Source organism: Streptomyces sp. NBC_00289 (genome assembly GCF_041435115.1).
GTDB lineage: Bacteria > Actinomycetota > Actinomycetes > Streptomycetales > Streptomycetaceae > Streptomyces.
In genome coordinates, this window is record NZ_CP108046.1 from 9,162,109 (window position 1) to 9,180,531 (window position 18,423).

The 18,423-nt window shown below is 71.4% G+C and carries 17 protein-coding genes; 8 read left to right on the plus strand and 9 right to left on the minus strand.

From position 1 onward, the window contains the following. Positions 1–57 precede the first annotated feature (57 nt). A complete protein-coding gene (gene pgm / locus OG985_RS41435; protein ID WP_371673546.1) occupies positions 58–1,698 on the plus strand; it encodes a phosphoglucomutase (alpha-D-glucose-1,6-bisphosphate-dependent) in 1,641 nt (546 codons plus the stop codon). 180 nt (positions 1,699–1,878) lie between these two features. After that, positions 1,879–2,304, plus strand: coding sequence for a DUF6003 family protein (locus OG985_RS41440; RefSeq protein ID WP_371673547.1), 426 nt, complete (start codon positions 1,879–1,881; stop codon positions 2,302–2,304). A 33-nt stretch (positions 2,305–2,337) separates the two neighbouring features. Here the strand turns inward: OG985_RS41440 and OG985_RS41445 are convergent, their stop codons facing one another. Next, complete coding sequence (locus tag OG985_RS41445) at positions 2,338–3,471, minus strand: PP2C family protein-serine/threonine phosphatase (RefSeq protein WP_371673548.1); 1,134 nt, start codon at positions 3,469–3,471, stop codon at positions 2,338–2,340. 251 nt (positions 3,472–3,722) lie between these two features. On the opposite strand from OG985_RS41445, the gene OG985_RS41450 reads away from it, so the two are divergent. Beyond that, a complete protein-coding gene (locus tag OG985_RS41450) occupies positions 3,723–4,175 on the plus strand; it encodes a flavodoxin family protein (protein ID WP_371673549.1) in 453 nt (150 codons plus the stop codon). An 11-nt stretch (positions 4,176–4,186) separates the two neighbouring features. Here the strand turns inward: OG985_RS41450 and OG985_RS41455 are convergent, their stop codons facing one another. Continuing rightward, on the minus strand, positions 4,187–5,911 hold the full coding sequence (locus OG985_RS41455) for a dolichyl-phosphate-mannose--protein mannosyltransferase (RefSeq protein WP_371673550.1): 1,725 nt from the start codon (positions 5,909–5,911) through the stop codon (positions 4,187–4,189). A 166-nt stretch (positions 5,912–6,077) separates the two neighbouring features. Between OG985_RS41455 and OG985_RS41460 the strand changes: the two genes are divergently transcribed. The 3 genes from OG985_RS41460 (at position 6,078) to OG985_RS41470 (ending at position 9,415) form a co-directional block, all read left to right on the plus strand. Further along, entirely contained in the window at positions 6,078–7,142 is a 1,065-nt protein-coding gene (locus OG985_RS41460; protein ID WP_371673551.1) for an NAD(+)/NADH kinase, read from the plus strand. A 131-nt stretch (positions 7,143–7,273) separates the two neighbouring features. Continuing rightward, a complete protein-coding gene (locus OG985_RS41465) occupies positions 7,274–8,335 on the plus strand; it encodes a nitrous oxide reductase family maturation protein NosD (protein WP_371673552.1) in 1,062 nt (353 codons plus the stop codon). A 51-nt stretch (positions 8,336–8,386) separates the two neighbouring features. Next, on the plus strand, positions 8,387–9,415 hold the full coding sequence (locus OG985_RS41470; RefSeq protein ID WP_371673553.1) for a methyltransferase: 1,029 nt from the start codon (positions 8,387–8,389) through the stop codon (positions 9,413–9,415). Positions 9,416–9,493: 78 nt separating this feature from the next. On the opposite strand, the gene OG985_RS41475 is transcribed toward OG985_RS41470, so the two are convergent. From OG985_RS41475 to OG985_RS41505, 7 genes are all read right to left on the minus strand, one after another. Beyond that, positions 9,494–9,826, minus strand: a complete 333-nt coding sequence (locus OG985_RS41475; protein WP_371673554.1) for a TcmI family type II polyketide cyclase — start codon at positions 9,824–9,826, stop codon at positions 9,494–9,496. Between the two features lie 24 nt (positions 9,827–9,850). Continuing rightward, positions 9,851–10,330 (minus strand): SRPBCC family protein, encoded by a 480-nt coding sequence (locus tag OG985_RS41480; protein ID WP_371673555.1) that lies wholly within the window; start codon positions 10,328–10,330, stop codon positions 9,851–9,853. A 1-nt stretch (position 10,331) separates the two neighbouring features. Beyond that, on the minus strand, positions 10,332–10,592 hold the full coding sequence (locus tag OG985_RS41485; protein ID WP_371673556.1) for a phosphopantetheine-binding protein: 261 nt from the start codon (positions 10,590–10,592) through the stop codon (positions 10,332–10,334). A 27-nt stretch (positions 10,593–10,619) separates the two neighbouring features. Beyond that, positions 10,620–11,867, minus strand: coding sequence for a ketosynthase chain-length factor (locus OG985_RS41490; RefSeq protein WP_371673557.1), 1,248 nt, complete (start codon positions 11,865–11,867; stop codon positions 10,620–10,622). Next, a complete protein-coding gene (locus tag OG985_RS41495) occupies positions 11,864–13,132 on the minus strand; it encodes a beta-ketoacyl synthase (protein ID WP_371673558.1) in 1,269 nt (422 codons plus the stop codon). The genes OG985_RS41490 and OG985_RS41495 overlap by 4 nt, the downstream gene beginning before the upstream one ends. After that, complete coding sequence (locus OG985_RS41500; RefSeq protein ID WP_371673559.1) at positions 13,129–13,611, minus strand: cupin domain-containing protein; 483 nt, start codon at positions 13,609–13,611, stop codon at positions 13,129–13,131. The genes OG985_RS41495 and OG985_RS41500 overlap by 4 nt, the downstream gene beginning before the upstream one ends. Positions 13,612–13,679: 68 nt before the next feature. Continuing rightward, positions 13,680–14,804: a SchA/CurD-like domain-containing protein gene (locus OG985_RS41505; protein WP_371673560.1), complete on the minus strand. Its 1,125-nt coding sequence runs from the start codon at positions 14,802–14,804 to the stop codon at positions 13,680–13,682. A 236-nt stretch (positions 14,805–15,040) separates the two neighbouring features. Between OG985_RS41505 and OG985_RS41510 the strand changes: the two genes are divergently transcribed. Further along, complete coding sequence (locus OG985_RS41510; protein ID WP_371673562.1) at positions 15,041–16,699, plus strand: FAD-dependent oxidoreductase; 1,659 nt, start codon at positions 15,041–15,043, stop codon at positions 16,697–16,699. 319 nt (positions 16,700–17,018) lie between these two features. Continuing rightward, positions 17,019–18,389: a carbohydrate-binding protein gene (locus OG985_RS41515; protein WP_371673564.1), complete on the plus strand. Its 1,371-nt coding sequence runs from the start codon at positions 17,019–17,021 to the stop codon at positions 18,387–18,389. Positions 18,390–18,423 lie beyond the last annotated feature (34 nt).

Genomic DNA, 18,423 nt, shown 5'->3' on the forward strand with positions numbered 1-18,423 from the left:
GCGGGCGGGACGGGGAAAGATGGGACCGTAAGTCAACCGACGTGGAGGAGCGGGCACATGCAGCACGAGCGAGCGGGCGGACCGGCAGGTCCCGAGGACCTCGTCGACGTCGCCCGGCTGGTCACCGCGTACTACGCACTGCACCCCGACCCGGCCGAGCCGGGCCAGCGTGTCGCGTTCGGTACGTCCGGACACCGCGGGTCTTCGCTGGCGACCGCGTTCAACGAGGACCACATCGCCGCGACCAGCCAGGCCATCTGCGAATACCGGACCGGCCAGGGCATCGACGGCCCCCTCTTCCTGGGCGCCGACACCCACGCCCTGTCGGAGCCCGCGCGGGTCACCGCACTGGAGGTGTTCGCCGCCAACGACGTGACGGTGCTCATCGACACCGCGGACGGCTACACGCCGACGCCGGCGGTGTCCCACGCCATCCTCACCCACAACCGGGGACGGTCGGCCGGCCTCGCGGACGGGGTCGTGGTCACGCCCTCGCACAACCCGCCCGCCGACGGCGGCTTCAAGTACAACCCGCCGAACGGAGGGCCTGCCGCCTCCGACGCCACCTCCTGGATCCAGGACCGGGCCAACGAGATCATCGCGGACGGCCTGAAGGGCGTACAGCGCATTCCCTACTCCCGGGCGCTCACCGCCCAGGGCACGGGCCGCTACGACTTCCTCGGCAGCTACGTCGCCGATCTGCCGAGCGTGCTGGACCTGGACGCGATCCGCACCGCCGGGGTGCGGCTGGGCGCCGACCCGCTCGGCGGCGCGTCCGTCGCCTACTGGGGCCGTATCGCCGAGCAGCACGCACTCGACCTGACCGTGGTCAATCCGCTCACCGACCCGACCTGGCGGTTCATGACGCTGGACTGGGACGGCAAGATCCGCATGGACTGCTCGTCGCCGTACGCGATGGCCTCGCTCATCGAGCAGCGGGACCGTTTCCAGATCGCCACGGGCAACGACGCGGACGCCGACCGGCACGGCATCGTCACACCGGACGCGGGCCTGATGAACCCCAACCACTACCTGGCCGTGGCCATCTCCTACCTCTTCTCCCACCGGGAGCGATGGGCCGCCGAAGCGGGTATCGGCAAGACCCTGGTGTCGTCCGGGATGATCGACCGGGTCGCCGCAGACCTCGGCCGCCGGCTCGTCGAGGTACCCGTGGGATTCAAGTGGTTCGTGGACGGCCTGGCCGGCGGCTCGATCGGTTTCGGGGGAGAGGAGTCGGCCGGCGCGTCCTTCCTGCGCCGGGACGGCTCGGTGTGGACCACCGACAAGGACGGCATCCTGCTGGCCCTGCTCGCCGGTGAGATCACGGCGGTCACCGGAAAGACCCCGTCCCAGCACTACACCGCGCTGACCGCCCGCTTCGGCGAGCCCGCCTACGCCCGCATCGACGCCCCGGCGTCCCGCGAGGAGAAGGCGCTGCTGGCCAAGCTCTCCCCGGCCCAGGTCACCGCGGACACGCTCGCCGGCGAGGCGGTCACCTCCGTGCTGACCGAGGCGCCGGGCAACGGCGCGTCGATCGGCGGCATCAAGGTGAGCACCGCCAACGCCTGGTTCGCGGCGCGTCCCTCGGGCACCGAGGACGTCTACAAGATCTACGCCGAGTCGTTCCTCGGACAGGACCACCTCCACCAGGTGCAGGAGGAGGCCAGGGGAGTGGTCCAGGCCGCACTGGCCGGCTGACCGGGACTCCCGGGCCGCTCCGGCGGCGGCCCGGGACCGCACCGGCGACGGGAACGCCCGGTGGACCACCCCGGACGACGGCCCGGCCCCGCGAGCCGCGCGCTGAACCGGCCGAGACGGGGTAGAGGGACGGCGATCAGCCCACGCGCGTGAGCGCACCCGCCCGAAAGGCAGCCGAGGATGACCGACGACGCCTACCTGTTCCTGCTGGCCGACACGGACGCGTCGCTCGGCGTGCCGCCGACCGCCGTGGGCGAGCTGTCCTGCATGGACACTCCCGCGGTTCGGGCGTGGCTCGACGCCCAGGGGGTGGCGGCCACCTCCCCGAGACTGCGGGTGCTGCCCCCGGAGGAGACGGGCGCCATTCCGGAGCACGCCGAGCGCCTGCCCGTCCCGCTGAGCGACGAGGAACTGAACCTGTTGCGCCACCGGACGGTCCCCGAGGCCGCCGCCCGGGCCGAGGAGGAACTGATGGCCTACCGCGACCGCACGGACGACCGGGACGCTCTCATCGGGCGCGCGCTGGCGGCCGGCGTACCGCCGCACCGGATCGTGGAACTGACCGGAGTGGACCCCGCGACGGTGACGACCGCCGCCGCCGGCTGACGCGACGCACACCGCCCCCGCCTCCGTCACGCTTCACATGCCGAGGCCGCTCCTCCTGCGGAGCACCAGCAGCGCGGTGTCGTCGGTCGGCGTGCCGGCCGTGTGATGGCGCAGGTCGCGGTAGAGCGCGGCCGGGACGTCCTTGGGGAGGATGCCGCCCCAGGTGACGGCGCGTTCCTCGAGGGGATAGAAGGCGCCGGACGGGTCGCGCGCCTCGGTGACACCGTCCGTGCAGAGCAGCAGCGTGCCTTCGTGGGGGAAGGAGAACCACTCGACGGTACGCGGCTCCGGAGCCAGCGAGTCCAGGCCCAGCGGAACGCACGGGTCGGCGTCCAGCACCGGTCCGGCGCCCTCGCTGTGGAGCAGCAGCGGCGCCACATGGCCGCAGTTGATCACCTGCACCTCCTGCTCCGAGTCGACGCCCAGGACCAGCGCCGTCACGAACCGCTCCCGCTCACCGACCTGCGCGGCGAAGGAGTTGTGCCGCAGCACCGCCTCCTCCAGGGCGTCGACCACGGCGGTGAGCGTCGGCTCGGTCACGGCCGCCTCGCGGAAGGCGCTCAGCACGGCGAAGGCCGCGCTGATGGCCGGCAGGCCCTTGCCCTGCACGTCCGCGATGAAGACACGGCTGCCGAACGGGGACGCCACGACCTCATAGACGTCACCGCCCACCCGGCTGTCCTCCTCCACCGGCTGGTACAGGCCGTGCACCAGAAGCTGATCGGTGACCAGCGGGAACGGGCGCAGCAGCTGCCGTTGGAGAGCGGCGGCCGCGGACCGCAGCCGGGCGATCTCCGTCTCCCGGTGGACGCGCTGAGCGGCCCGCGCGACGCTGAGGCCGTTGAAGAGCACGGCGAAGACGACGACCGCCGCATCGGCGCCCATCGTGCCCATCGGGGTGTCGAACAGGGAGGCGGCGATGACGACGGTCACCCAGACGGAGGCGACGGCGGTCTGGCGTACCGTGCCGCGCCCGGCGATCAGTGCGGGCACCACGATCAGAAACGGGGCGAGCCTGGTCTCCCGGCCCAGGACGAGGCCGGTCACCACCAGCACCGCCGTGATGCCGATCAGCCAAACCAGCACCGCGCGCCAGCGCAGTGGGGGCGCGGGACGGTTTCGGCCGTCGGCGGCGGACAGGTCGTCCGGATCTCTGGAGGTGAGCACCGTCCCTCCGGCTGCGTGCAGTCGTCGGCGAACCGCCCGGGAACGCCCGGGAATGCCTCCCCATCCCAATATCCGCCTCCTCGGCAGCGGCCGCGACCAGACGGCCGCCCCCCACCGCGTCGGCCGGTGAGCCGGTCGTCCGTCAGCGCCCGCGGGGGAGTTGACACGGGGTACGGCCGGCGGACCCCGAGCAGGTCGGCGGTGGTGGCGCCGCTTGCGAGGGGAGGTGGTGGCACGGCAGGGTTCGCGCTGTGGCCACCTTGCTGATCGTCCATCACACGCCCTCGCCCAACTGCCAGGCGATGTTCGAAGCCGTCGTCTCCGGTGCGACGGCGCCGGAGATCGAGGACGTCCGGGTGGTGCGGCGCGCGGCGCTGGCCGCCACCGCGTCGGACGTGCTGACCGCCGACGGGTATCTGCTCGGCACACCGGCCAACCTCGGCTACATGTCCGGCGCGCTCAAGCACTTCTTCGACCAGGTCTACTATCCCTGCCTGGATGCCACGCGCGGCCGGCCCTTCGGCTTCTACGTGCATGGCGGAAACGACGTCACGGGGGCCGTGCGCGGCATCGAGGCGATCACGACCGGCCTCGGCTGGCGCCGCGCCGCCGAGCCGGTGACCGCGACCGGCGAGCCGGGCCGCCCGGAGGTCGAGGCCTGCTGGGAACTCGGCGCGACGGTGGCGGCGGGACTGATGGACTGAGGGCGTGCGCCTCAGACCCAGGTGTCGAGCCACATCCTCCCGGTCCACGACGAGTAGGGGATCGTCTGCCCGGTGTACAGGGGGAAGAAATAGATGAAGTTCCAGGCGATGAGCAGCACGAGAACGCCCGCGGCCACCGCCCCCACCGCACGGCGTCCCCGGTCCGCCCCCGGCGGACCCAGCAGCGCGCCCACCAGCATCGCCACCGCCAGGCACAGGTACGGCACGAAGACGACCGCGTAGAAGGAGAAGATCGTACGGTCCTGGTATAGGAACCAGGGCAGGTAACCGGCGGCCACCGCGCACAGGACGGCGCCGGCGCGCCAGTCGCGGCGCAGGGCCCACCGGTAGAGCAGGTACACGAGGGCGGCGCAGGCCGTCCACCACAGCAGCGGCGTCCCCAGGGCCAGGATCTCCTGCGAGCAGCCGGCACCGGTGTGGCAGCCGTTCTGCCCGGGTTTCGGCGCCACGTAGTCGAACGCCACGGGGCGGCCGAGAACCAGCCAGCTCCAGGGGTTGGACTGGTAGGGGTGCGGACTGTGCAGCCCCACGTTGAACTCGTAGACCAGGTACTCGTAGTGCGCCAGGCTGCGCAGGGGGGCCGGAATCCACGACCACGGGCCGCCGCGGCCGTCGGCCCAGTGGCGCCCGTATCCGTCGTCGGACAGGAACCAGCCGGTCCACGTCACCAGATACGTGACCACGGCGACCGGGAGGACGGACAGCACCGACCAGCCGAGGTCCTTGCGCAGCACCGCCCGCCAGGGGCGGCGCGCCCCCGCGACGCGCCGGGCGCCGACGTCCCACAGCAGGGTCAGCACCATGAAGAAGGCCAGGACGTACAGGCCGTTCCACTTGCTGGAGGCCGCCAGTCCCAGGAAGCAGCCGGCCGCCAACCGCCAGGGACGCAGTCCGGTCCCGGTCCGGTCGCCGGTGTCCCGGTCGGGGTGTGCGAGGCCGTCCGCGCCGACCGGCAGTGCCGCCGCGAGCCGGGCCCGCGCACGGTCCCGGTCGACCAGCAGACATCCGAACGCCGCGAGGACGAAGAACATCACGACCAGGTCGAGCAGGGCGGAGCGGCTCATCACGAAGTGCAGCCCGTCCACCGCCATCAGCGCGCCGGCCAGGCAGCCCAGCACCGTCGACCGGAAGAGCCGGCGTCCTATTCGGCACAGCATCAGCACCGACAGCGTGCCCAGGAGCGCCGTCATGAAGCGCCAGCCGAACGGGTCGAGGCCGAACATCCACTCGCCGAGGGCGATCACCCACTTGCCCATCGGGGGGTGCGCGACGAAGGCCCCCGTGTCGGAGAGCGGGATCACCTGGGGGTGCGCCAGGACCTGCGGGTCGGCGATCTTGCGGTCCGGCCAGGTGCCCTCGTAGCCGAGTCGCAGCAGGGCCCACGCGTCCTTCGCGTAGTAGGTCTCGTCGAAGACGAGCTTCCGGCGCTGTCCCAGATGCCAGAAGCGGATGGTTCCGGCCAGGACGGCGACGAGGACGGGGCCCAGCCAGCCCATGGCCTTGGCGACCCGGTCCGCCGCTGCCGGCCCGAGGCCGAGGAACCGCCAGACGCGGGTTCCGGGCTCCGGGAAGGGCGGAACCAGACGCAGGCGGACGTCGGTACGCGGCTGTCCGACGTGGCCGAACAGGCGTAGCCGCTCCTGCCAGGCGCCGGGCGGCGTCGCCGGACGGGCGTCGTCGAGGTCGGGGGAACGCGTCGCGTGGCTGCTGGTCACCGGACGACCTTAGATCGTGTCCCCGCGACGGCCTCAGGGCACCCGGGCCAATGCCTCGGAGAGCACGCCCGCGCCGGGTGCTCGCCGTGGAGTGCGGGCCTTCGTGCGGGCTGCCCGCCTCTGCCGTACGTTGCTGCACAGGCGGCGCACCCGACTGGAGGCTGGCATGTCCGTAGAGCGCGTGGGACTGGTCGTGCACGAAGGGCGTTCGGCGGCACGGGACGCGGCTCACGCGGTGCGCTCGTGGTGCGCGGAGCGTCGCATCCCCTGCACCGACATCGATGTCTGGAGCAAGGACCAGCACCGTCGCGGGGGCATGGAGGAGGCCGAGGCGGCCGGTCACCCCGACCTCGTGGTGACGCTCGGCGGCGACGGCACCTTCCTGCGGGGAGCGCGGATCGCCGTCAGGAGCGGGGCGAGCGTCCTCGGCGTGGACCTGGGCAAGGTCGGGTTCCTGACCGAGGTGCCGGTGCGCGAGGTCACCGAGGCGCTCCAGGCCGTCCGCCAGGGCGATGCCGTCGTGGAGGAGCGCATGACGCTGACCATGCGTGCGTCCAGGGCCCTGGAGATCCCCGAGGAGATGGAGGCGCTGCTCCGCTACGGCCGGGGTCCCGCGCTCCCTCCGCCGCGCGTCCGGCCCGAGAGCACCGAAGGGGAGGGCTGGGGCCTCGCCCTGGACGTGATCGCCCTCAACGACGTCGTGCTGGAGAAGCTGGCCCGCGACCACCAGGTGAGCGTCGGGGTGTACGTGGCCGGCCGGCTGCTCGCCTCCTACAGCGCCGACGCCGTCGCCGTCGCCACTCCCACCGGTTCGACCGCCTACAGCTTCGCCGCCGGCGGCCCCGTGCTGTCGCCCCACATGGACGCGGTCGTCTTCACCCCGATCGCGCCGCACATGACGTTCAACCGCAGCGTGGTGGCCGCGCCCGACGAACCGGTGGCCCTCCGCGTGCTGCCTCACTCGGGGCAGGCCGCCGTGAGCGTCGACGGCCAACTGCGCGGAGTCCTCGACCCGGGCGACTGGATCGGCGTCTTCCGCGCCCCGCGCCGGGTACGCCTCATCCGGCTGCGCCCCACCGACTTCTACGGCAGGCTGCGCGACCGTTTCCGGCTCACCGACGCGCCCGCCACCGTGACCGACGGCGAGTCAGAACCGTTCTTCCGGCCCGACACCCCCATCCCTCCCGACCTGGCCCAGATGCGCCTGCCGCCCCCCTCGGCGGCACGCTGACTGTCGACGACACCGGCCACGCCGTGCGTCGTACCCGGGGGATCGGCTGCTCGGGTCGAGCTCGCGGCAGCTGCTTCCCGCCTGGGTGATCAGCGGTGGCGGGCCGGAACACCCGCTCATAACTTCGCCATATGACCAAACGACAGATGGCCCTCCTCGCATGCGCCACGGCAGTCGTGGCGTCGGGGCTGGGAGCCGCCGCGCCCTCCGCCGCCGGCTGGCGGGTGCACCGGGTACAGCCCGGCGAATCGATCCAGAAGGTAGTGGATGCCGCGAAGCCGGGAGACACCGTCCTGCTCTCGCCCGGCCTCTACCACGAGAGTGTCACCATCACCACGTCGGACCTGACCCTGCGGGGCATGAACGCCGACTCCGCCGTCATCGTGCCTGACCCGGCCTCAGGCAGTGCGTGTGCCAAGGCCGGCAACGGCATCTGTGTCACCGGTACGGAAGGCAAGCGCGTCGAGCGCGTCACCGTGCGCTCGCTGACCCTCAAGAACTTCACCAAGAACGGCCTGTGGGCGTCGCGGACCGACCGTCTCAAGGTCCAGGGCGTCACCGCCGAGAGGAACGGCCAGTGGGGCCTCGCGCAGGAGAGGTCCGTGCACGGCGTGTTCAGCCACAACATCGCCGAGCGGAACGGCGACGCGGGGCTGTTCGTGGCCAACACCGTCGACCGGGAGGAGGGAGCCCAGGACAGCAAGTCCATGATGATCAGCGACAACCGGCTGCTCGGCAACCGCATCGGCGTCACGGTACGGCGCCTGCGGAACCTGACCGTCCAGCACAACGAGGTGACCGGGAACTGCACCGGCGTGTTCGTCGTGGGCGACGAGTCCGCACCGCGCGCCGGCGCGCTGAGCGTGCGCCGGAACCACGTCTACGCCAACAACAAGCTGTGTCCGAAGACCGCCCGGCTGCCCTTCCTGCAGGGGACGGGCATCGTGCTCACCGGCACCGAGAAGACGCTGGTGACGAAGAACCGGGTCGAGGACAACGTGGGCACCTCTCCTCTCTCCGGCGGCATCGTGCTCTTCAAGAGCTTCGTCGGCGCCCTCAACGAGCGCAACGAGATCCGCGACAACGTGGTGCGGCGCAACGGCCCGTCCGATCTGGCCAACCGGGACACCGGCAAGGGCAACACGTTCAAGGGCAACCAGTGCTCCGTCTCCGAGCCCGCCGGAATGTGCTGACCAACGCTCCCCACCCCCCACAGACGGCACGACAGCAAAGCGAGGCATTCGATGACGACCGTTGATCCGGCTCCCCCGCCGCCCATGCGGCTGCGGGAGCTCGTTTTCGGAGCGGCGTGCGCCGCCGCCGTACGAGCGGCCGCCCGCCTGGGCGTGGCCGACGCCCTGGACGACACCCCCATGACCGTCGAGGACCTGGCGGCGGCGGTGAAGTCCCAGCCGCACACGCTGCGCCGGCTGCTGCGCGCGCTGTCCTGCCAGGGCGTCTTCACGGAGCGCCCCGACGGCACCTTCGCCCACACGGAGATGTCCCGGCTCCTGCGCGAGGACGACCCGCACAGCCTGCGCTACATCGCGCTGTGGTGCACGGAACCGTGGACGTGGAACGTCTGGCCGAAGCTGGACGAGGCGGTGCGTTCGGGCCGTAACGTCTTCGAGGACGTGTACGACCGGGAGTTCTTCACGTACCTCAACGAAGAGGCCCCCGAGTCCGCGCACGTGTTCAACCGGGCCATGACGACGTCCAGCGAGCAGTCGGCCCGTGATGTCGCCGCCCTGCTCGACCTCCGGGACGTGTCCTCGGTCGCGGACATCGGAGGCGGCCAGGGCCAGGTCCTGGCGAGTCTGCTGGAGAAGCACCCGAAGATGCACGGCACCCTGCTGGACCTGCCGGGAGTGGTGGAGAACGCCGACCCGCGGCTGCGTGACCGCGGCTCGCTGGCCGACCGGGTGCGGATCGTCGCGGGGGACTGCCGCGAGGACATCCCCGTCCAGGTGGACGTGTACATCATCAAGAACATCCTGGAGTGGGACGACGACAGCACCCGCAGGGCGCTGGCCAACGTCCGGAAGGCGGCGCGCCCCGGTGCCCGCGTCGTCGTCATCGAGAACCTCGTCGACGACACCCCGTCGATGCGGTTCACGACGGCCATGGACCTGCTGTTGCTCCTCAACGTCGGCGGTGCCAAGCACACCCGGCAGAGCATGGTGGACCGGCTGACGGACGCGGGCCTGGTCATCGGAGAGATCCAGCCGGTCAACGCGTATCTCCACGCCTTCGAGTGCACCGTCCCGGGCTGACCTAGGACGCACCAACCCCGAGGCCGCCGGCTCCGTGTGACGGAGCCGGCGGCCTCGGGGTTTCTCGTCGCGTGCGCCTCAGGAACCGGCGCCCCGCTCCCAGCGGTAGAAGCACTGCGCCATGGCGTCCTTGGGGCTGCGCCAGGTCTGCGGGTCGTACGCGCTGACGTACGCCGACAGCTGGTCGCTGACGCTGCGGAACTCGGGGTGCCCGGTCAGCTTCGCGATGGCGGGCGCCGGATCCTGGTCGGCTTCGAGGAGATGCAGGTACACGTCGCCGAACTGGAAGAGGCTGCGCCGGGTCACGCCGACCAGGTGCGGGAGTTCACCTCGGTCGGAGGCGGCGAACACGTCGGCGATCGCGGGCGCAGACTGGGGCGCCATGCGGGCGACGATCAGGGCCTGGTGCATCGGGTGTCCTTCCTGGTCGGGCGATCAGCGGGGCGCGACCGGAGCGGTCCGGCGGTCGCGGGCGACCTGTTCGATCCTGTCCCGGATGAGGGCCATCTGGGTGCGGGAGTTGCGGTTGATGTTGTCCGTCATCCAGGCGTCGTCGACCGGGGCGTCGGGTTTCATCGCGAAGTCCTGGACCCAGCGCATCCGCACGCCGTCCGGCAACTGCGTGTACTCCCAGACGATGTTCATGTGCGCGAAGGGACCGGTCTCGACGCGGCGGGCCCGGACGGTCCGGTTGCGGCGGTCGACGGTCCGTTCCGAGACCCAGCTCCAGACCTTCCCGTTGTCGTCCGGGTGCATGGTCAGGCGGAAGGTCGTGGAGTCGCCCTCGCGGGAGAGCACCTCGAGGGAGGCGTACTCGCTGAAGAGCTGCGGCCAGTTCTCGATGTCGTTGGTCATGTCCCAGACGAGGTCGAGGGGGGCGTCGACGGTGATGCTGTTCTCGGTGTGTCCGGCCACTTCAGGCTCCAGCCGTGAGGGTGCTGTTGACGAGGTCGAGGAACTCGCGGGGCGTCTTGCAGCGCTCCGAGTCGGTGGGCAGCGACCGGTTGTACCGGATCTCCAGCTCGCCGACGATGCCGAGCAGTCCCAGTGAGTCCAGGCCGAGGGAGCCGAACGGGGCTTCCGACACCCGCTGGAGCTCCTGGGGGTCGACGGTGACTCCGGCCGCCTTCTTCATCAGGCCGGCCAGCTCGTCGTAGGTCACTTCGGTGGTGATCATGTGTGTCTTCTCCTCTCCCGCCCGGTCCTACCGGGCGGATTCGCCACCGCGGCGCACTACCAGCGCCGCGTTGGAGCCCATCAGTCCCCTGCTCAGGACCAGGGCCGTGCGCAGCTCGGCGGGGCGAGCGCGGGACGTGACCAGATCGAGGTCGTGGCAGATGTCGAACACGTTGGGCGTGGGGGGCACCTGTCCGTGTTCCATGGCGAGCACCGCGGCGGCGACGTCCAGGACGGGCGCTCCGCAGTAGGCCCGCCCCGTACCGGTCTTGGGGGCGGTGATGGGTACCCGGGTGCCGTGCGTCCCCAGGGCGTCCGCGATGGCCAGCGCCTCGGCGCGGTCCGCCTCCGGTACGCCGAGGGCGTCGGCGAACACGACGTCGATCTCCTCCGGGGCGCAGCCCGCCTCGTCGAGGGCGCCACGGATCGCGTGGGCGAGCCCTTCTCTGGACCGCTCCCAGCGGGAGGCGCCGGTGAACGTGGCGGAATGACCGGCCACGGTGGCGCGGACACTCGCGCCGCGGTCGCGGGCGCGGGCCTCGTCCTCGACCACGAGCATGGCGCCGCCCTCCGCCGGCACGAAGCCGCAGGCTGAGGCGGTGAAGGGGCGGTAGGCCCGCTCGGGGTCGTCGACGGTGCTGAGTTCGGGGTATCCGAGCTGGCAGACCATCGAGTAGGGGGCGAGGGGTGCCTCGGTGGCTCCGACGATCATCGTGCCGGTTCCGCGCCGTACGGCCCGGGCCGCGTGCGCGATGGCGTCCAGGCCGCCCGCCTCGTCGCTCGCGACCACCCCGCACGGCCCCTTGAAGCCGCCGCGAATGGAGATCTGGCCGGTGCTGGCGGCGTAGAACCAGGCGATGGACTGGTACGGGCCCACGTACCGGGATCCCTTGCCCCACAGCTTCTGCAGTTCGCGCTGGCCGAACTCGCCGCCTCCGGACCCTGCCGCGGTGACCACGCCGATCGAGTACGGCTCCGCGGGGTCACCGCTGCCCAGACCGGCGTCGTCGAAGGCGAGTGCGGCGGCGGCCATGCCGAAGTGGCTGAACCGGTCGGTCTGGACGAGGAAGGTCTCCTCGATCAGGGCCGAGGCGTCGAAGGCCGGGACCTCGCCCGCGACACGGAGCGGCAGGTGCTCGCATCCCTCGCGGGTGATCCGGCCCAGGACGCCGAGGCCTTCCCGGATCGACTTCCAGTACGCGTCGACGCGCATTCCGTTGGGCGCGATCACACCGATCCCGGTGATGGCCGCGCGCCCGGGGCGTTGTGTGCTCATCGTGTCCTCCCGCCCGGCCCGGTCAGGAGCACCGCGGATTGGAAGCCGCCGAATCCGCTGCCCACGGAAAGCACGTTCCTCAGCTTCCGCGGGCGTGCGGTGCGCGGCACGTAGTCCAGGTCGCACTCCGGGTCGGGGGTCTCGTAGTTCGCCGTGGGCGGTACGGCCTGGTGCTTGATGGCCAGGACGCAGGCGACCACCTCGATCGCGCCGATCGCGCCGAGTGAATGTCCCACCATGGATTTGATGGAGCTCATGGGCGTGTCGTAGGCGTGGGCGCCCAGGGAGCGCTTCACGGCGGCGGTCTCGTGCCGGTCGTTCTGCCGGGTGCCGGAGCCGTGCGCGTTGACGTAGTCGATCAGTGTGGGGTCGAGACGGGCCTGGTCGAGCGTGGTGTCGATCGCCCGGGCCATCTCCAGTCCCTCACTGGTCAGACCGGTCATGTGGTAGGCGTTGCCGTAGGTGGCGTAGCCGCTGATCTCGCAGTAGATGTGCGCGCCCCGGGCACGGGCGTGCTCGTACTCCTCGAGGACGAGCACCGCCGCGCCCTCGCCCATCACGAAGCCGTTGCGGTTGGCGTCGAAGGGCCGTGAGGCGTGCTCGGGGTCGTCGTTGTCGGGTGAGGTGGCCTTGATGGCGTCGAAGCAGGCCATGGTGATCGGCGATATCGGAGAGTCCGAGGCGCCGGCGATGCAGACGTCGGCCCGGCCCTCCTCGATGGTGTGGAAGGCGTAGCCGACCGCGTCGAGCCCGGAGGTGCAGCCGGTGGAGACGGTCTGCACCGGGCCCTGTGCGCCGAAGCGTTCGGCGACGACGGAGGCGAGCGTGCTCGGCGAGAACGCCAGGTGCAGCTTCGGGTCGGCCGAGCGGTGGTCCACGTCCCACCGCCGGCCGCCCTCGCTGACCAGGACGTAGTCGTGCTCCAGGCGGGTGGTGCCGCCGACCGCGCTGCCCAGCGAGACGCCGACGCGCCAGGGGTCTTCCCGGCCGGTGTCGAGTCCGGAGTCCTGTACGGCCTCCTGGGCGGCGACCGCGGCGAACTGGATGTACCGGTCGGCGTGGTCGCTCAGCTCCGGCTCCAGGCCGTGGGCGAGCGGGTCGAAGTCGCACTCGGCGGCTATGCGCGAGCGCAGCCCCGCCGGATCGAACAGCGTGATGCCACGGGTCGCGGTACGGCCGCCTGCGAGGAGATCCCAGAACGCCGTCGCTCCGATGCCGCCGGGAGCGACCACACCGACACCGGTGACAGCCACCCGCCGGGTCACCTTATGGCCCCACTTCGCTCGGACGGCCGTCCGTGCTGCGGCGCGGTCAGGTCCGGCCCGCCGACGCCGAACTCGGAGCCATGCACGGTGTCGTCGGTCGCCTCCGTGTCGACGTGCCCGAGGCTCGGGCGCGGGGCGAGCGGCCCCAGGTGGAAGACCATGCGGGCTTCCACGTCGCCGACGTTGCGGAACCGGTGCCGTACGTCGATCGGGATCAACAGGCCCTGCTCGGACCTGAGTTCGTGCGTGGTGCCGTCGAGGTCCACCTCGAGGGCACCCGCGACGACGAACACGAACTCCTCGGAGTACGGGTGGTAGTGCTCGCCGATGCGCTCACCGGGCTGGACGATCGCCAGCCCCATGAAGCCGCTCGTGGAACCGACCGTGGCGGGCGTGAGCATGGCCCGCAGGTCACCTCCGCGCCGGCGGTTGGGTTCCGTCTCGCTCAGATCCACGATGCGTGGATGCTGCTTGGTCATGGTTGATACCTCCGGGTGTGGCAGGGGTGTCCGGACGCGAGGGCTGTGGACACCACCACGGTTGTCCGTCAGGAATCCGCCGAACTGCGGTCGGTGATCGGCAGCATGTCGGCGTGCGACAGAAGCCGGTTGATGTTGCGGTCCGACTTCAGGGAGCCCTCGATGCCGATGGCGGCGCCGTCCAGGAGACGCTCCAGTTCCGCGGCCTTGTCACGGCCCTTGAGGCCGAGCGAGGCGACGGGGTCGACGTCGAGTTCGCCCGTGATGTCGACGAGACGCACCACGATGTCGTCGCGCTGGAAGACGGTGCTGCCGTACACCGGGCTGTTCGGGTCCTCCGCCGCGGCCTCGTCCTGATGGGCGAGCAGCCGCGCCAGCTCCATCCCGCGGCCTTCCTTGGCCGGGTAGTACAGCGCGTGACGCCGCAGACCGTCGGGTTCCGGTCGGCCGGACACCACATGGTGGACGGAGGGGAGTGCCGCCCGGGTGAAGAACACCCGCGCCGAGTCGGGGTCGCTCAGGTCCCGGTCCTGCTCCAGGTACGGGTTGATGGCCTCCTCGACCGCACGCACCTCGGGCTGACGGGCGACATGGCGCAGGGCGGCGAGAAGGTCGCCCTCCACCTCCACGGCCCGAACGACGCGGTTGCCGTGCATGAACAGCGAGGTGCGGCGCAGCCGCGTGTTGTCGTCGACCTGGGCCTTGGGCGACTTGTAGCCGGCCAGCAGCTCCGCGACCTTCGACTCCGAACCCGGCTTGACGGTGAACGTGAGGGCGTGGCGGGCCACACCGTCGCCCACCCGGGCCTTCACCTGCATGCCCGCCTTCGCCGACGCCGGCGCCTGCGTCCGGCTGGGGCTGGTCTCCCGGAGGATGCTGTAGCGCATCGACCGGGTGTCCCGGACGCAGCTGTGCATCGGCCGTACGGTCTCGACGTGCTCCTCGCTGTTCACCCAGGCGAGGAAGGGCGGGGCACTCTCCCACTCGCTGGTGATGAGCCACTGCGAGGGGTTCTCGATCGACTGGCAGAGCTGGTCACTGATGTGTCCGGGGACGGACGCGACCTGGCTGCGCATGAGCTCGTACGCGTCGAGGAACTGCTCCTGCGCTCCCTCGTACAGGTCCAGCAGCAGGATCACCCGCAGCCTGGAACCGTCGAACGCCGACTGCGATATGCGTCCCGAGTTGGTCATCCGGCGCACCTCTCCTTTTGGTTTCACGGAAGGTCGGTGAACGACCACGGAGTCCGAAAGACCGGGGTCGCCATGAGCCGATCGTTGATGCAAGCGCCGGTGCGTGCGATCTCTACGGTCCGGACGAGTGAACCGCGCGCCATCCGGGTGCCCCGGGCGCGCGAAACGGTCCGTACAGGGCATGGAACCTGCATCCCATCCCTGACTCACGTCGCAGGTGACGCTGGAGGAAATCAATGAACCGGTGGGAAGAGACCGGCGAGGCCGGCCACCGCACACCCGTCCTCATCGTCGGCGGCTCTCTGGTGGGCCTGTCCACGTCCTTGTTCCTCGGGCGCCTCGGCGTGCCGCACACGCTCGTGGAGCGTCACTCGGGCACCTCGATCCATCCGCGCGGGCGCGGGAACAACGTGCGCACCATGGAGCTGTTCCGGGCGGCCGGGGTGGAGCAGCGCATCAAGGAGGCCGCGTCGGTCCTGGCCGACAACCACGGCATCCTGCAGACACCGAGCCTGGTGGGCGATGTCGGCGAGTGGCTGTTCAAGGAGATCGACCCCGGTGGCGGGCTCGCCCGCTTCAGCCCCGGCGGATGGTGCCTGTGCAGCCAGAACGACCTCGAGCCGGTACTGCTCAGCAGTGCCCGGGAGCTGGGTGGAGACCTGCGGTTCTCCACCGAGATGATGTCGTTCGAGCAGGACTCCGACGGGGTGACCGCGCACGTCAAGAGCCGGGAGACCGGCGAGCACACCACCATTCGCGCCGACTACCTCGTCGCGGCGGACGGTCCGCGCAGTCCCGTCCGTGAGGAACTCGGCATCGGGCAGAGCGGCCCGGGCGACCTGTTCCACAACGTGAGCATCACCTTCACCTCCCGCGGCCTCGCCGAGGTGGTCGGGGACCGGCGCTTCATCGTCTGCTATCTCACCAACCCGGAGGCCGACGGGGCGCTCCTGCCGGTCGACAACCGCGAGCACTGGGTGTTCCACGCTCCCTGGCACCCGGAGGACGGCGAGACGCTGGAGGAGTTCACCGACGAGCGCTGCACCGAACACATCCGGCGGGCCATCGGGGTGCCCGACCTCGACGTACGGATCACCGGCAGAGCCGCCTGGCACGCCGCCGAGAGGGTCGCCGAACGGTACGCGCACTCCAGGGTGTTCCTCGCCGGCGACTCGGCCCACGAGATGTCCCCCACCGGGGCGTTCGGCTCCAACACCGGCATCCAGGACGCGCACAACCTGGCCTGGAAGCTGGCCGCCGTGCTGGGCGGCTGGGCCGGTCCGGGCCTGCTGGAGAGCTACGACGCGGAGCGCCGGCCGGTCGCGGAGGCGACCAGCGCACGCGCATCCTCGCGGTCGGTCGAGCACAGCCACCCCGGGTACACCCCCGGCCCCGGAGCCGGCGGCCCCGGCGGCAGGAAGGGCGGCATCCTCAACGTGGCGTTGGGCTACCGCTATCCGCGCGGCGCGGTCCTGGGTGCCGATCCCGCGACGCCGGTCGTGCCCGAGGGCGTGCGGCTGACGGGCGAGCCCGGGAGCCGGGCGCCCCACATGTGGCTGAACCGCGCCGACGGCCGGATCTCCACCCTGGACCTGTACGAGCGGTCCATGGTGCTGCTGAGCTCCGCGGACGGTTCCGGCGGGTGGCACACCGCGGCGGGGGAGGTCGCACGACGACTGTCCGTGCCCCTCGACTCCTACCGTGTCGGCGGCGGGCCCGACGCGGAGTTGTCTCCCGAGAGCGGCACGGACTGGGCGGAGGTCCACGGTGTCACCGCGGACGGCGCGGTGCTGGTCCGCCCCGACGGGTTCGTCGCCTGGCGGTCCGAAGGGCCGTCGGCCGATCCGGCGGCGGCCCTGAGGGAAGCCCTCGAAGGGGTGCTGAACCGGGACTGACCCACCGTCCTCACCCCTTGGCGCGATACCGGACTACCTGCACCCCCCGGGGCTCAGGTAGTCCGCCCGTTTCCGGGTGAGTACGCCGCGCGGGGTGCTGACCGGCCATCACACAGGCCCGGGTCCGCGCCGGCTTCGGACGCGCACTCCGCGGTGACCGAGAGGCGTGGCGCCGCGCCGCCCGGGCCCTGCCCGTGTACTGCACATGGCAGCCCGCACGTCCCCCATCGCGCGAAACACCCCCTCCGTCGGCATCGCTTCGGGCCGTCCGGGCAAGGCCTGGCCACAGCCTGATCCGTCATCCAAGGAGGTACACCGCATGGTCGGCAGACACGCCGCCGGCAGACGCCGCGCCGCTGTGACCGCTCTGAGCGCCCTCGTACTCACCGGCGTCCACTCGGCCGCGGCGGCCGAGCCGCCGCACACCCAGGACACCGTGCCCGCCGCCCGGACGGTCGGCGCCGGCGAACCGTCACCGGAGATGCTGCGCGCCCTGCAGCGCGACCTGCGGCTGACGCCCGGGCAGGTGACCGCACGGCTGGCCAACGAGGCCGAGGCGGGCACCCGTGCGGGCCGCCTCCACAACGCGTTGGGCGGCCGGTTCGCCGGTGCCTGGGTGAGTGGCGCGACCTCCGCCGATCTGAACGTCGCCACCACCGACGCCGCGGACGTGCCCGCCATCCAGGCCGAGGGCGCGAAGGCCACGGTCGTCAGGACGGCACTGAGCGGACTCCAGTCCCTCCAGGACAAGCTGGACAAGGCGGCCGGCCGTGTCCACACGCCGGACAGCCCGGTCTGGTACGTCGACGTGCGCAAGAACCGGGTCGTGGTCCAGGCCACGAGCAAGTCGGCCGCGGCCTCCTTCATCAAGGCCGCCGGCGTCGAGGGACGGGACCTGGCCGTCCGGGTGTCGGCCGAGCGGCCGCGCCTGATGGAGGACATCGTCGGCGGAGACGCCTACTACATCAACGACACCGCGCGGTGTTCCGTCGGCTTCTCCGTCACCAAGGGCGAGCAGCAGGGTTTCGCCTCGGCGGGCCACTGCGGCACGGCCGGCGACACGACCACCGGCTTCAACCAGGCCGACCAGGGGACGTTCCAGGCATCCACCTTCCCCGGCAAGGACATGTCCTGGGTGGGCGTCAACAGTGACTGGACCGCCACTCCTCAGGTGCGAGGGGAGGGCGGCCAGACGGTGCAGGTCGCCGGCTCGGTGCAGGCGCTCGTCGGGGCCTCGGTATGCCGCTCCGGCTCGACCACCGGATGGCACTGCGGAACGATCCAGCAGCACAACACGAGTGTCACCTACGAAGAGGGCACCGTGAACGGCCTGACCCGGACCACGGTGTGCGCCGAACCCGGGGACTCCGGCGGCCCCTACCTGGCGGGCTCGCAGGCGCAGGGTGTCACGTCCGGCGGCTCGGGTGACTGCACGAGGGGCGGCACGACCTTCTACCAGCCGGTCAATCCGATCCTCAGCGACTTCGGTCTCACCCTGACGACGACCGCCGCCGGTACGGCCGCCCCGGAGGAGAACGGGACCACGGGCACGTGGGCGACCGGTCGCGTCTACGGCGTCGGGGACACGGTGACCATCGAGGGCGTCAGCTACCAGTGCCTGCAGGCCCACCAGGCCCAGGCCACCTGGTCGCCGGACAGCACCCCGGCGCTGTGGCAGCGCGTCCAGTAACTGTCAGGCCGTAGGAATCCGTGGGGTGTGGGAG

Excerpts from the sequence above, each read along its gene's own strand:
- pgm (WP_371673546.1), top strand. The coding sequence starts at position 58 with ATGCAGCACGAGCGAGCGGGCGGACCGGCAGGTCCCGAGGACCTCGTC.
- OG985_RS41440 (WP_371673547.1), top strand. The coding sequence starts at position 1,879 with ATGACCGACGACGCCTACCTGTTCCTGCTGGCCGACACGGACGCGTCG.
- OG985_RS41460 (WP_371673551.1), top strand. The coding sequence starts at position 6,078 with ATGTCCGTAGAGCGCGTGGGACTGGTCGTGCACGAAGGGCGTTCGGCG.
- OG985_RS41465 (WP_371673552.1), top strand. The coding sequence starts at position 7,274 with ATGACCAAACGACAGATGGCCCTCCTCGCATGCGCCACGGCAGTCGTG.
- OG985_RS41470 (WP_371673553.1), top strand. The coding sequence starts at position 8,387 with ATGACGACCGTTGATCCGGCTCCCCCGCCGCCCATGCGGCTGCGGGAG.
- OG985_RS41475 (WP_371673554.1), bottom strand. The coding sequence starts at position 9,826 with ATGCACCAGGCCCTGATCGTCGCCCGCATGGCGCCCCAGTCTGCGCCC.
- OG985_RS41485 (WP_371673556.1), bottom strand. The coding sequence starts at position 10,592 with ATGATCACCACCGAAGTGACCTACGACGAGCTGGCCGGCCTGATGAAG.
- OG985_RS41490 (WP_371673557.1), bottom strand. The coding sequence starts at position 11,867 with ATGAGCACACAACGCCCCGGGCGCGCGGCCATCACCGGGATCGGTGTG.
- OG985_RS41500 (WP_371673559.1), bottom strand. The coding sequence starts at position 13,611 with ATGACCAAGCAGCATCCACGCATCGTGGATCTGAGCGAGACGGAACCC.
- OG985_RS41505 (WP_371673560.1), bottom strand. The coding sequence starts at position 14,804 with ATGACCAACTCGGGACGCATATCGCAGTCGGCGTTCGACGGTTCCAGG.
- OG985_RS41510 (WP_371673562.1), top strand. The coding sequence starts at position 15,041 with ATGAACCGGTGGGAAGAGACCGGCGAGGCCGGCCACCGCACACCCGTC.
- OG985_RS41515 (WP_371673564.1), top strand. The coding sequence starts at position 17,019 with ATGGTCGGCAGACACGCCGCCGGCAGACGCCGCGCCGCTGTGACCGCT.